The 14,367-nt window shown below is 43.6% G+C and carries 12 protein-coding genes; 10 read left to right on the forward strand and 2 right to left on the reverse strand.

All coding sequences use genetic code 11. The annotated features are described in order from the left end of the window. The 9 genes from ICN19_RS08185 to ICN19_RS08225 form a co-directional block, all read left to right on the forward strand. Positions 1-2,388, forward strand: a 2,388-nt coding sequence (locus tag ICN19_RS08185) for a tandem-95 repeat protein (protein WP_216246969.1), incomplete at its 5' end; no start/stop codon positions are given. A gap of 3 nt (positions 2,389-2,391) precedes the next feature. Continuing rightward, entirely contained in the window at positions 2,392-3,951 is a 1,560-nt protein-coding gene (locus tag ICN19_RS08190) for an efflux RND transporter periplasmic adaptor subunit (RefSeq protein WP_216246971.1), read from the forward strand. 5 nt (positions 3,952-3,956) lie between these two features. After that, positions 3,957-6,074 (forward strand): site-2 protease family protein, encoded by a 2,118-nt coding sequence (locus tag ICN19_RS08195; RefSeq protein WP_216246973.1) that lies wholly within the window; start codon positions 3,957-3,959, stop codon positions 6,072-6,074. Positions 6,075-6,155: 81 nt separating this feature from the next. Then, positions 6,156-7,586, forward strand: coding sequence for a sensor histidine kinase (locus ICN19_RS08200; RefSeq protein ID WP_216246975.1), 1,431 nt, complete (start codon positions 6,156-6,158; stop codon positions 7,584-7,586). A gap of 94 nt (positions 7,587-7,680) precedes the next feature. Next, the gene (locus tag ICN19_RS08205; protein ID WP_216246977.1) at positions 7,681-8,310 is read left to right on the forward strand and encodes a response regulator transcription factor; all 630 of its coding nucleotides are present in this window, start codon (positions 7,681-7,683) and stop codon (positions 8,308-8,310) included. Positions 8,311-8,460: 150 nt separating this feature from the next. Next, complete coding sequence (locus tag ICN19_RS08210) at positions 8,461-9,321, forward strand: ParA family protein (protein WP_216246978.1); 861 nt, start codon at positions 8,461-8,463, stop codon at positions 9,319-9,321. 252 nt (positions 9,322-9,573) lie between these two features. Next, a complete protein-coding gene (locus tag ICN19_RS08215) occupies positions 9,574-9,915 on the forward strand; it encodes a polymer-forming cytoskeletal protein (protein WP_216246980.1) in 342 nt (113 codons plus the stop codon). A gap of 13 nt (positions 9,916-9,928) precedes the next feature. Next, positions 9,929-10,360: a polymer-forming cytoskeletal protein gene (locus tag ICN19_RS08220; RefSeq protein ID WP_216246982.1), complete on the forward strand. Its 432-nt coding sequence runs from the start codon at positions 9,929-9,931 to the stop codon at positions 10,358-10,360. Between the two features lie 15 nt (positions 10,361-10,375). Beyond that, positions 10,376-10,825, forward strand: a complete 450-nt coding sequence (locus ICN19_RS08225; RefSeq protein WP_216246984.1) for a polymer-forming cytoskeletal protein — start codon at positions 10,376-10,378, stop codon at positions 10,823-10,825. A 5-nt stretch (positions 10,826-10,830) separates the two neighbouring features. On the opposite strand, the gene ICN19_RS08230 is transcribed toward ICN19_RS08225, so the two are convergent. After that, positions 10,831-11,769, reverse strand: a complete 939-nt coding sequence (locus ICN19_RS08230) for a M23 family metallopeptidase (protein WP_216246986.1) — start codon at positions 11,767-11,769, stop codon at positions 10,831-10,833. Between the two features lie 141 nt (positions 11,770-11,910). Further along, positions 11,911-12,360 (reverse strand): polymer-forming cytoskeletal protein, encoded by a 450-nt coding sequence (locus tag ICN19_RS08235; RefSeq protein WP_216246988.1) that lies wholly within the window; start codon positions 12,358-12,360, stop codon positions 11,911-11,913. Positions 12,361-13,039: 679 nt separating this feature from the next. Here ICN19_RS08235 and ICN19_RS08240 point away from each other — a divergent pair. Next, on the forward strand, positions 13,040-14,275 hold the full coding sequence (locus ICN19_RS08240) for a response regulator transcription factor (protein ID WP_216246990.1): 1,236 nt from the start codon (positions 13,040-13,042) through the stop codon (positions 14,273-14,275). Positions 14,276-14,367: the final 92 nt, after the last annotated feature.

The raw sequence follows: 14,367 nt of genomic DNA on the forward strand, positions 1-14,367 counted from the left end.
AGCATTGTGTACACCGCGACCGTGGCTAGCGCAGTAGCTGGTAGCGACTTGGTAGTGACCTTGTCTAATGGCACCGTCATTACGATCCCAGTCGGTCAAACGACTGCGAACTCTGCGCCAGTAGCAGTGCGTACGGATGAAGGCTATATCCAAGGTACCGATACCTTGGCACCAGTCACCATTAGTGCCGCTACCCAAACCGCGAATACCACCGGTAACTTTGAAGCACTCACTACTACCGGTACCGTCAATAACACCGTAGTGGATGATGCTGATCCAATGACCGTGATACTGAGCTCAGCAACTGCTGGCGCCGCGATCACTGAAGGTGGCAGCATTGTGTACACCGCGACCGTGGCTAGCGCAGTAGCTGGTAGCGACTTGGTAGTGACCTTGTCTAATGGCACCGTCATTACGATCCCAGTCGGTCAAACGACTGCGAACTCTGCGCCAGTAGCAGTTGGAATTTATAACCCCTTAGTATCAAGCGCCAATACCTTGACTGCAGTCTCTATTAATACTGCAGTACAAACCGCCGGTAGGGTTGGAAACTATGAGGCGCTTAACCCCATAGGTTTGGTCAATAACACCATTGCGCCATCTCCATACGCATTTGTTGATACAAACGAAAGCGTAAGTACGCCTGAAGACACTTCAATCAGTGGGAACGTCATAGATACAGGTTTAACTTCTGTTAATGGCCCGATCACATTAACTGGCTTTGCGGTTGATATTAACAATGACGGTTCATTAGAAACCTTTGTTGCGGGCCATAGCGCTACTATCGCTGGTGTTGGTGCTATTACCATTAACGCGAATGGTACCTATACATTCACACCGGTTGCAAACTGGAATGGTACTGTACCAACAGTGACGTATTACTTGTCTGACAATGCTGGTGCAACTGTTGGCGATTCATCTACTTTGAGTATCGTAGTTAATCCTGTTAATGACAGCTTTATCGATGGCAATGAAAGTGTAATTACAGCTGAAGATATACCCATCAGTGGAAACATTATCGATGCCGGGTTAACTTCTGGTGACGGTCCAATTAGCGTAGCTGGCTTCATTGTTGATGGCATTGTTGATTCTAATAATCATCTTGTTACATTTAGTCCTGGCGATACAGTCAATATTTCTGGAGTAGGAACTCTTACGATTGCGGCTAATGGGTCTTATACCTTTACTCCAGCAGTAAATTGGAATGGCATCGTACCGACAGTACATTATTCGCTTGCTGATACTTATGGTGCGGAAGAGATTTCAACCTTAGACATCGTCGTCACACCAGTTAACGATCCGCCTATAGATGGCAATGAAGTTGTCGTGATTGAAAAAGATACGAGCCTAAGCGTTCCTGTAAATTCTGGTCTTTTGGCTAACGCTTCTGATGCTGATGCCGATAATCTGACTATCACTAGTTATAGCATTGCTGGTATCACTGGTGCACAAGCCGTTGGTAATCCAGTGGCGATTGCTGGCGTAGGTTTAGTCACTATCAATAGCAATGGTAGCTATAGCTTTACCCCTGAAACTGGTTATACCGGAGCTGTCCCTGTTATTACTTATACAGTCAGCGATTCTCACGGCGTTACTGATACTTCTACTTTGAGAATAACAATACCTGAAGTGCCTATTGTCGTTGTACAGGCACCTCCTATTGTCGTTCTACAAGCATCTCCTGTTGAGGGGAAACCTAAGACACCGGATATTCCACCAGCCGCTCTCACGCCAACCAAACTCATTGCCTTGCCACCATACTTGCAAAAGCCAGTTGAGCATCCACCGATTCAGATGGGTCGTTACGAGTTCAATACCGTCATATTGGATTTCAATGGAGCGCATGGCGGCATCAATCAATTTGGCTTGCCGCACGTAGATTCGACTGGTACTCGTGGTAGCTTGAGTTACTCTAACGTAACCCCATATACAAGCTACGATAGAGTGACAGATGAGGTTGAAAATGCGCAGCGCACGATCAATGCAAATGCCATTTTCTCCAAACCGAGTGATTCCGAGTTACATAACCCAGTTATGCCACCGGATGCGAAGGTAGATGCAGATGGTAAGGGCACCTATGTCTTGCCACCAGCTACTTTCGTTGGCGGCAAAGGTGATATCAAACTCACGGCCTATACCAAGGACGGTAAGCCCTTGCCAGATTGGATTAAGTTCAATCCGGTCAATGGTAAGTTTGAGATCAACATGCCGAAGGATGTAAAAGAGCCTGTAGAGGTTCAGGTAATTGGTACAGACTCTAAGGGTGATCAGGCCAAGACAAAGCTCAACATCAAGCCACCAGTAGGTAAGGTTCAAAAGGCTGCATTTATTGGTAAATCGTCACTCTCTAGCCAGATCAAATCGGCCATGACATTTGGACGGGGTTAATTGATGTCAAACTCAATAGAAGTACCGGCTCAAGTTCCAACCCCGATCCTATTGATCAATCTGGCTCAGCAAGCACGTAAAGCTGAGTCAGATAAAGCCTTACAGTTTTTACTGGTCAATCAAACGCATCAATTAGTTCCTTATCTACTCGGTGCTCTATGGATTGAAGACGAGGGAGTGGTCATACAGTCGGGAGTGTCATTTGTTGAACGAAACTCACCATACATTTCTTGGTTGAATGATGTTTGTGGGTTGTTGATCGAGCAAGAGGCTTGTGAAGTGACTCCTGAGATGCTGACAGATGCGCTTACTGAAGAGTGGGGCACCTATCTTCCTGCGCATGCGTATTGGCTGCCGATTTCTGGTGGAAAACGCAGAGCAGGATTATTGCTTGCCAGAGAATCTGAGTTCACCGAAACGGAAGTACCCTATTTAAAAGAATGGGTTGATATTTGGTCCTATTCTTGGAATCGATTAGATGCACCTACGATATATGGTGAATTAACCCGTCTGTGGATTCGGTTTTTGGAAATCACCCCAAGTTGGGATGAGATTAAAGCGTACGTCTTAGATGTGTATGCAGGCGCCAGGTTTGTCTTCGAGAACTACCGCAACAATCCAAGGCAAATCATTCTGCAAGTACGTAAGCTGTATGAAGATAGTCTTGCTTGGGTAAAAAACGCCTGGCAGTGGTTGCGCGCTCAAGGCGTGGAGGGCACACGCGAAGTAGTCATCGCAGAAGCGCAGGCAATCTGGCGCGATAAGAAGCGTCGTTACACCTGGCTAATTTGGATATTTTTATTATTTCCAGTACGCCTAACAGTATTGGTCCCTGGTGAATTAGTACCAGCAAACCCCGCAATCATTCGCGTACCGATTGAAGGGATTGTGGATGAGTTCTATGTCACTCCTAACCAAGAAGTGGTGAAGGGTCAGCCCTTATTTAATTTGGATCTCACTTCCTTGCTAAGTCGCTTGCATGTGGCAGAGCAAGAAACACAGATAGCCACACAAGAATATCGTCAAAGTTCTTTACAGGGTTTAACGGACTCCAAGAGCCGAGGTTTGCTCGTGCCGCAAGAAGGTAAGGCAGCAGAGAAAAAAATGGAAGCGGATTACGTTAAAGAACTTTTGAATAAAGCCAAAATTGATGCCCCTCGCGATGGCATTGTGTTGTTTGATGATCCATCTGAGTGGATTGGTAAACCTGTGCAGGCAGGTGAAAAAGTAATGGTAGTGGCAACGCCTGGTGATGTAGAGGTTGAGGCTTGGATTCCGGTGGGTGAAGCAATCGAATTACCTAATCAATCTAGCGTGACCCTGTATTTAAATGCCATGCCATTCTCTCCGGTCACTGGATATGTGCGATATGAGGGGCATGAGCCGATTCAAAGACCCGATGGAGGTTATGCCTATCGCGTCAGGGCTAGCTTGAGCCCGGGTGACAAAGGTCCGCGCGTTGGCTTGAAGGGAACCGCTAAGGTACACGGTCAGTTTGTGCCTCTCTCGTATTGGGTTCTGCGTCGTCCCTTGTCCACATTACGTCAATTTTTAGGTATCTAAGGTCAATGGAAGCCCGGCAAAAGCAGCGGCCGAAGCTACGCGAGGATTTAACTCTTTATCCTGGGCCGGCTGATAAAAATGGTGCGCCTACGTGGACCTTGCATGATCCCGCTCGCAATCAATACTTTCAGATTGACTGGGTCGCCTTTGAAATCATTTCTCGATTAGACCTTGAGGATGGGGAAGCGATCTGCGATCTCATTAGCCAGCAAACTACTTTGCTGGTGTCTTTGGATGATGTAGAGGCTACCCTTAAGTTCTTATCGGATAACGAACTGGTGTACCAGCACTCTCCTCAGGATGCCAGTTTGTTGTATCGAAAAAATCAAAGCCGCAATAAAAACTGGTTTGATTCATTACTGCATGGCTATTTGTTTTTCCGAGTTCCAATTTTGCGTCCTGATCGCTTGCTCGATAAACTTATGCCAAAGCTGGGCTTTCTCTTTAGTAAACGATTCTTCCAACTTACCTTACTCATCTTTGTATTGGGTTTGTGGGGTGTATTTCGCCAGTGGGATGCCTTCAGCACTACCTTGGTGGATACCTTCAGTATTGAGGGCATTCTGGGTTATGCCGGTGCCATTGCAGTAGTCAAGCTCTTGCATGAAATGGGTCATGCCATCGTCGCCAAAAAGTGCGGTTGTCGTGTTCCCACAATGGGATTGGCATTTCTGGTGATGTGGCCCGTCGCTTATACCGATGTTACTGAATCTTGGAAGCTCGATTCCCATAAGAAACGCTTGATGATTGCTAGTGCTGGCATTGCTACCGAGCTAATCATTGCTGCTTGGTCCATTTTTATGTGGAGCGTATTGCCAGAAGGTGCATTTAAGAGCCTCTTCTTTTTCCTTGGCACCACCTCCATTGCAGGAACCCTAGCAATCAATGCTAGTCCATTTATGCGTTTCGACGGCTATTTTTTGCTGTGCGATATCGTCGGTATGCCTAACCTACATAGTCGCTCATCTGCCTATGCAAGATGGTGGACCAGAGAGCAGTTGTTTGGCTTAAATGACGATTCGCCTGAACCGCTAAACGAAACACAACGTAAATTCTTCTTGATCTTCGCTTATGCCACTTGGATTTATCGATTGGTTGTTTTCTTTGGTATTGCGGTATTGGTTTATCACTATTTCTTTAAGGCCTTAGGCATTGCCATGTTCTTAGTGGAAATTTGGTTCTTTATAACCAAGCCAATCTATCAAGAGTTGCAATATTGGCGCAAGCGTTGGAAGGAGATAGGCCCGGTTGTTCGACACAAGCCAGCTTATTACATTACTCTGGTTGTCTGCGTCATTTTGCTCATTCCTTTTGATCTCACCGTCAATACCCAGGGTGTATTAAGACCACAAAAAAGCCTGAATGTATTGGCAACCCGAGCCGCACAAGTAACAAAGCTTCCACCTGAAATTGGCAGTCAAGTAGTAGAGGGTGAGCAGCTCATAGGGCTATCAGTTCCCGAACTGGAAAAGAAAATCCGTCAGCTACAAACTAAAGTCGATGTATTGAACCGTCAGTTTGGCTCCTCTGGATTTGATTTGAAAACCGTCAATCAGCAACCCATTTTTAAAGAGCAATTGATATCTGCCAAAAATGAACTAGATGGCTTACTAAAGGAGTATGAGAAGCTCAATCGTAGAGCGCCATTTTCTGGAGTGATTGCTGATATAGATCCTGATCTATTTTTAGGTGAATGGGTACCAAAATCATTTTCATTGGTAACGCTCATCACAGAAAAGGATTGGATTGTTGATTGCTATGTAGAGGAAGATGATTTACGTAGGCTGGATACTGGTAATTGGGGGCGATTTATTCCGGATGCGCCTGGTGTTCGTGGAGTTGGTCTGAGCATCATTAGCATTGACAAAGATGCCACTCGCGTCTTAGCGGAGGGCTCGCTTTCATCTCTTGCTGGTGGTGAGATATTGGTCAGGCAGCAAAACAATAAATTAATTCCTGAGCGTGCCATCTACCGAGTGCGCTTAAAGGTGGATGGGCATCCGGATAAATTATCGACGGGGTATATACGGGGCAGGGTTGTCATTCTGGCATGGCCAAAGTCAATATTGGGTGATGCCATCAGGAACGGCCTAGCGGTATTTATTCGAGAAGCAGGCTTCTAGCAAACTATCAGAAGTACGGATAGTTTTGGCTAAGACCACCAATGGCTGCTGACTTATTGACTCGGTAGTAGTATTACGCCTATGAAATATGCAAACGAAGCCTTTTTCTTAGCCTACGCCTTGATATTACTCGGCATTTTTATATCCTCAATTCCCTATCTACGAAAAAATCAGCACCTTCAGCCAAATAACTACTGGCTAATTGCACTGGCAATCAATATTGTTTCATTCGTTTTATTTGCTATTGCTTCTTTAACAAATCTCTTTTTGCTCACCCTTGCCAATACCTTATTTGTTGGCGCCTACGTGTACTTGGCTATCTTTTTTCGCTCTCTCAATCAAAAGCCCGTTGAAAAGCTGGCGCGCTTAGCCCCAATATTTATTCTATTCTTCGGAGCTATCTTTGAAGTAGTGAGACAGCTCGGCACATTTCAAAACCGCGTAACACTAGTACTAACTACTTTGGGCATCTGTTTAGTATTTGGTTTGAATGATTTAATCCAGTTGAGAAGAAGCGAAAAACGCATTCAGTTGGACTTTCTGATCACTACTGTGGCGGTCGAATTAATACTGGTATTGATTCGATTGACTGGAACATTAATGAGCGACCCTTCATCTGCTACTTCGATTTACGAGGAGCCATTGATCAATGCGGCAATAAGGGCATTTACTATTGCATTTACGGTGCTTTCTTATGTATCTATTTTGGGCTACTGGGGTGAGAAGCTCATTCTCGAGAATGCCGAACAGATGCAAGATAGCTTAAAGGTAAGCAGATTGTTAGCTGAACGCGATGCAATGATTTCTTCGCTTTTAATGGCCAACAAGTCATCTGTAACTGAGGCTATCTCCGCTTCAATTGCACATGAGCTGAACCAGCCTTTGGGCGCTTCTTTGTTAAACATTCAGTTTATGAAAATGCTCCATGACGCCAATAAATTAACTCCAGTATTAATTGGCGATTTAATTAATCAATTAGAAAGAGATGCTAAACGCGCTGGCGATATTGTCAAATCACTGCAATCAATCTTCATCAAGGACGAGGATGCCTTCGAGGTCTTTGCAACTGGCGAGGTAATTGATTCTGCGCTCGCTATTTATAAATCTGAGCTGATATCAAACAGCATACAGCTTAAATTACACCTGGATTACAGTCTTACTGTTAAGGCCCATAAGGGACAGTTTTTGCAGGTATTGCTCAATCTGATCAATAACGCCATGCAAATTTTGGGTAGCGCTAACCCAGAACGTAAGATCATTACTATCGTCGGAAGCCAGGTTGATGATCATTGCATCATTCGGGTTATGGATTCAGGGCCGGGCCTATCCAAGGATCGACGAGAGTATTTATTTGAGCTTTTTGGTAGCGATAAGCAAAGTGGAATGGGAGTTGGTTTATGGCTTTGCTCTTACATCATGAACAACTTCGGGGGAAGAATTGCTTATGAAGATAATCCCGAGGGAGGCGCAATCTTTATTGTGAGTCTTCCAAAGTATTCGCCTGAGGGCTAATTCTTAAGTAAGCCGCTTTTCCATATCATCCTATTTCGAATGTAGAGATCTAAGTTTTGTCATTATTGACATATTCTCCGATAGTTCAAAACAGATGACAGCCACTTCACCATCCAATATCAATGACTCTAAGCACGTCTATTTAATAGATGACGATGATTCAATGCGTAAGACCATTGGTAATATGCTTGAATTTCTTGACTATCAGGTTCACATATTTTCATCAGCGCTCGATTTTTTAGAAAGCTCTATTAATGGTGCGCCCGCAGTCATCATCACCGATATGCGCATGCCTGATATGAACGGGGTGGAATTACAGGCCGAGCTTATCAAGCGGGGCAGACAAATTCCTTTTATCTTTATTAGCGGGCAAAGCACCGTGCCACAAACTATATCTGCCATGAAACAAGGCGCAATCGATTTTTTGGTAAAGCCTTTTGATAGAGATCAGTTGTTATTGGCTATTGTGCGAGGATTAGAGCAGGATGCTACCAATATGCGATCCTATATTGAGCGAGCATCCTTGGAGGAGGGCTTAAAAGCCTTAGCCCCACGTGAACGAGAGGTCTTTGAGTTGCTCGCCCTTGGCTTTAATAATGCCCAGATTCAGGAAAAGCTCAAGATATCCCTTTCAACCACCAAGCAATATAAGTCGGAAGTGATGCGTAAGTTGAATTTGCGTTCATTGGCGCAGCTCCTAGCCTTAAAAAACCCGGCCGCTTAGGCAGCTTGAGCTGCCCAACTATGAGGCTTACGTTCGATCGTAGGATATTCATTTTTTGAAATTGCTAGTTTAATGAGCCCTCGTTTGCAGAGAGAGCATAGATGTCACAGTTCATTTTATTGGTTGCGCTAGACCTAGGATAGGTAGTAAATGAGACCTATCAAAATTTTAGTAACCAACCAAAAGGGCGGTGTTGGTAAATCGACGATTTCAGCAAACCTCGCTGGATATCTCAATATCGATAAAAACCACAGCATCTCATTGATTGACTTTGACAAGCAGGCCTCATCGACTGGTATTGCTCGCAAAACCCCTGGTGGAAATATTCAGACTTATAAAGCAGGCCTAACCTACGAGCAAAGTTCTGGCCTCACTATGTTGGATGCCAAAACAACCCTCAGAAATTATTCCAAAGATGCTGACATCACCATTGCCGACTTAACGTGGACCTATGGCATGTCTTACGATTTTATGAATGAGTTTGATGTCATCATTGTCCCAAGCTCTTTAAGTCAAATCGAAACAGCGAGCACTGAGATATTCATTCTTGAATATATTCAAAACAACTCCGCAAAAATTAACGCCAAAGAGCAGGTAATCCTAGTTGCTCCAAGCCGCATAGAGCCTGGGCAGGAGTCAGAAATTCAGTTTAATGGTTTAGGCTTTTTAAGTATGTGCTTTGTTACGCCGCCAATTTATCGTATTCCTGATATCAATAAGCATTTACATATTTCCTATTTTTTCCAATCACAGCAAGAGGCAATTGCCAATAATTTCTGTGAGTTTGGCAGTTTTGTATATAGAAAACTTAAAGAGAAAATGGAATCACCAATTCCAGCGCGATTGACTGCTCCAGCATTTTCTATTCGTAATACAAGTTATGTTGGCTCCCCTCAATATCTGAAGGCCGGCGCTCTAAGAGAGCCCCCTGCAAAAAATGAAGTTCGCCACAAGGCTGCTGAAAAAGAATCTTTTTTAGATTTTATTCCTGCGTTTTTGCGTAGAAAGTAACTCTAGTCTCCATCTGCCCTGTTGATTTGTGCTCGCGGACTTCATTCAATACCGATTTGATAGTCGCTAAATGCATGCCCATGCGAATATAGATTTTGAACGTCTTAATTAATTACTAAGCCAGACTGGTATTAGCTCAAGGGGTAATACTCTTATCGTATTCAATATGACAAAATCGACAGGAGAAATCGTTGCGGCTTAATTAAAAGCGCATGATTATTTTTACCAACTATTTAAATGTGAGAATCTTCAGTGGCCGAAAGTAACCAGCAGGGCTGCCTATTTGTAGGCGAGGGAGTTGTTCTTAAAGGAAATTTTGATGTTCCTGATATTGCTTCTATTTCTGGAACCATCGAAGGCGAGCTTTCTGCTAAGCAAGTCATCGTCGAATCCACTGGCACGATTCGTGGAAAAGTGACCGGTGAGATGATTGATATACGCGGTGAAGTGGTTGAGTATCTATCCTCCACTCAGTCCTTAATTATTCGATCCTCCGGTAAGGTTAGCGGTGCAATTCATTACGCGGAACTAGAAATCGAAAAGGGCGGCCATATCCATGGCGATTTGCACATTGTTGGCTCAAACCGTAGTTAATTGAGATATTTTTATGTTTTCAAAAAAACCACCAGTTGAAACAGAAGAAATAATTGAAGAGCAAGTCGCGGTAGAAGTTGAGGCTGAAGAGACAATGGCCTCAAGCGGCGATTCTCCAGCTCCAGCACCACGCATTCTCACAAAACCTTCCATTATTAGCGAAGGTTTTGAGTTTGTTGGCACCATCACCTCTGAAGGCACCTTAAATATTGCGGGTGTAGTTAAGGGAAAAATTACTGCTAGATCGGTTTTGGTGGATGTAGAGGGACAGGTCGAAGGTGAACTCAACGCAGACTCTCTGATGGTTAAGGGTAAGGTTGTTGGTGAAGTTCAGTGCCAAGACTTAAATGTAGGCCCGCGCGCCTATGTTGATGGCAGCATTACCTATCAAAATATTCACATTCAACGTGGCGGCAGAGTTGCCGGTAAGTTTATTAAGAACTAATCGTTCTTATCAAACATGTTTTTCAAAAAAAAGAGTGCGGTACCTACACTTCAGTTAACGGTTGAATCTTTTGATACCGTTATCGGTAAGTCAACCACAATTCATGGACGAGTAGTTGCTGATACAGGCCTCAGAATCGATGGCACAGTGATTGGCGATATTGAGGCTCATCATGCTGGCGGCATTAGCATTGCTCTTGGTAGGACCGGGAGAGTCCTTGGCGATATTCATGCCGATCGAATTCTTATCGCAGGTCAGGTTGATGGTAATATCTACGCTTCGGAGCGAGTTGAGTTGCATGCCGGTGCCAAGGTCAATGGCGATGTGACGTATGATCAACTGGGAATTGAAGAGGGGGCCACTATTAGTGGTCTGATGATCTCTAAATCAGGTCAGGAGCCTATCGGCCCGCACGAGCCTAGTATGCTCGTCAGCAACTCTTTATTTGACACTAAAGGTAAATAAAGAATTTATCTTTCGGTTTTGTGTATGTCTTGGCTAGCTAATACCTGCATTGGATTGATGAGTGAGCCATTAAAGCTAACCTCGTAATGCAGATGGGGTCCGGTAGATCTTCCGGTGTTGCCTACTTCAGCAATCGCTTGTCCACGCGTTACAGCTTGCCCTTGTGTTACAAAAATCTTACGTGCATGAGCGTACTTGGTAATGAAGCCATCAGTATGTTTAATCTCAATAAACTGACCATAAGCATGGTCAGTTTCTGCGCGTACTACTACGCCATTACCAGTAGCCAAAATAGGGGTACCCGGAGGAGCAGAAAAATCAATTCCTGGATGTTGTGCCATCTGCTTAGTAATGGGATCAATACGTGATCCATAGTTACTAGAAAGGCCAATGCGATTAGCAATAGGTGCAGCAGTCGGTAATTGGCTTAACCATTGATATTGGCGCTGCCATTTTTTTTCTAATTTGTTAGCTGCTTCAATTAAAGATTGTCCGCGATCAAGTGTGTAAGCAAAATCGTTTGTAAGTCCTCTGGAGGATTGGGGGCTAAACTGCAGCGGAAGATAGGGGCCACCTTTACCGCTATCTTCATTTAACTTATGCTTCAGAGGTGTTGGTGTTGCTAGTTCAGTAAAGCGTTCTTTTAGTGATTGCAGTTTATTTATTTGATCACTTGCCTGTGTTAATTGTGTTTGCAATTGCTCAAGATGCGCGCGATAACCGGATTCGATCTCTTCTTTTTCTTGCAGGGTGATTACTCCACCCATTTCACGTGCAAGATCAGGTTTAAATTGCACCGCAAATCGAAAGCCTAAAAAGTGAATGGCGGCACCCAGCAAAACAAATATCAAACAGGAAATTGCTATCACCTTGGCAATGCCTTTACTGGTGATATTGATTCTCTTAATTTCTGAGGTTGATCCAGGAATCCAAATAATCTGCATAGTTGGTATAAAGCCTTTACAGCAACGCTTAACTTATTGAGAGGACACTATTTTAAAGGCTTTACCCCTCTCAAGATCCGCTACAGATAAATTAAATCGATGGGCATTAGCCCTATAGGTAATAAAATTGGTATTTAATGTCTATGATCCATTTTTAATCTTTTCCCAGCTCTCAGAAAATGCTTGATTATTTTGTTCAATCGCGTGCTCTTCATTGCGCGCTATTAAAAGGCCATTAATTTTGGCGCCATGTTCTATGCTAATTTGGTTGTAGGTAACATCTCCTCGAACCTCTGAGCCTTCATGTAGGGTGACTTTATCTCGAGCGTAGATATTGCCTTCAACCAGTCCAGCTACTAGAACGCGTTGCGCAAAAATATCCCCATGAATGACTCCCGTCCTGCCAAGGGCAATGCTTGAGTTGGCATCTGCTGGCGATTCGACGTTACCAATAATCTTGCCATCAATCCGTAGGCTGCCCGTTGAGACAATCCGACCATGAATTTCAGTGGGATTACCAATGAAGGTATCAAAGTGTTCAATACTTGGCGTGCAAAAGGGGAGCTCCCGTTGTTTTTTAAATGAACCCATATAAAAGCTATCTCCGTTGTAATGATCTAATTATTTGTAGTCACGCAGGTTAGTCTGTGTTCCTAGAACAAACAATTAGCTTTGAGGGGATTTGCGCAAAGGGTAATAAGGTGGCGTTGCTTAGTCTTTCATTCATTTCTAGGGCCCATTGAATGCGCCATGAATCTTAGGGGATCTCAGGTTAATCGCTCATTGACCAATTAACTTGGTAAGCTTTTTCATGTGGCTGGTTTTTTTTGAGATCCTTAACTTAACCCTCAATCAGCAACAAGCAATTTATGGCTGTTTTGGCAAAGATGGCTATGACTCAACGGCTGGCTATTTGCTAGCTGCGGACTAAAAAAAGGGGGAGAGGCAATCCTAAACCCAATGCCACGTACATGAATTTCCCATAACTCCGCCACGTCTCAAAAACGCGCTATATAGAGTGCTTTATTGATTGATTGCTATGGTTCTAAAAAGAGATCATTTCAAGGCCGACCTCTATATAAGTGGTTAGTCTTGTTATTGAGTTAAGACATGGGGGGGTAATTTGGGCTTGCCATATATATATACATATATATATAGTGTTGCCAAAAGCCCTCACTTTAGGGCTTATCTTGGTTAAGTTAACCCTGGGGTGAATATTCAAAACCGAGGCTTTACTTTACCTTTGCGTGGTTATGTAAAGGAGAGTCTCATGTTTAACATTGATAACTTGACCGTGGTTTATCTCGTGGGCTTGGTCAGCCTGTCTTATGGAATAGTCCAAGCCTTAACGCTGCGGGATGAATTTCACAGCAGCCGTATTTGGGCATTGGCACAAATTCTGATTGGTCTTGGTTTTATTGGCCTTGTCTACTTTGGTAAAGACCCCTTAACTAAGGCATGGATTGGTTGTTACGCAGTTTTGGTTCTAGGGTCATTAACTCAGTTAACAGCAATTGCCCGTTTTGGTCAAAATACCATTCCGAAGATCCCGGCAATTTGCTGCTTATTGGCGTTGACGTTTGTAGTCTTCTTATTTGAGTCTACCCGTCAGTTGGGTGCACCGCTATCTAGTCTTGAAACTTTCCTATTTGCTCCTTTGGCAGCCATCTATATTTATACGGCTTGGTTTTCAGGGAAGATGGGAAAGATTTCTAATTCCATTTACTTGAAACTGAGCTCGGCTGCTTTTTGGCTTTATGCGGCATTAATGGTCTTAACCCTATTATTGAGCTTGTTTGGTTTGGGAAAAGGTCTTATCGAAATCAGTTCCTTTGAAATTAGCGTATTGGCTTTGTCATCCTTAATCCTTTCTTTGATGACAAATTATCTGTGGAGCGTCCAGGCATCTGAATTAAGTGAAACCGATATTAAGCTGGTTAACTTTGGCATTGCTTTAGAGGCAAAGAAAAACGCAGTTCCAGTCTTTGTTACTAGTCCAAGCAAAAGAGGGCAGTCTAAGCAACCTAAGGCTGATTCCAAAGCGGTAAAGACTGAAGTAAAAAAAGACACTATATATAGTAGCAATAATGCAGAAAAAGTAGCTAAGCCAGAAAAGGCAGTCAAGGCCCCTTCTGCAAAACAACCTGAAGCAAATCTAGATGAGTTAAGCGTTGCCCAACAAGAAGCTTTGATGGCTCAGTTAACTGACCGCGAAAAAGAGGTATTTTTATTGGCTGCCGAAGGTATGAAGAATAGTCAAATTGCTCAGGCGCTAGATTCTTCTGAATCTTCAATCAAGGTTCATCGCTCTAGATTGGTATCTAAGCTCAATATGAGCAATATTGAAAACCTAGCCAAGCTTAAGAAAAGCCTAGGATTGGTTGCCGTTACTGCTGCTGCAGCTGCACCTTTAGTTGAACCAGTGGTTGAAACTCCTGCAGAGTCCAATCCAGCTCCTAATGAGTCATTGTTTACCAATAACAATACTCCAACACAAGGCGCTTAACTAATCATATGCATAAAAGGTTAAGTTAGAAATGAATTGAACTCACTTAAGTATTTTTTGTGTGCAACTTAACCACTACTTAACCAAAAAAT

The organism is Polynucleobacter sp. AP-Capit-er-40B-B4 (genome assembly GCF_018882245.1).
In the GTDB taxonomy this organism is placed as follows: domain Bacteria; phylum Pseudomonadota; class Gammaproteobacteria; order Burkholderiales; family Burkholderiaceae; genus Polynucleobacter.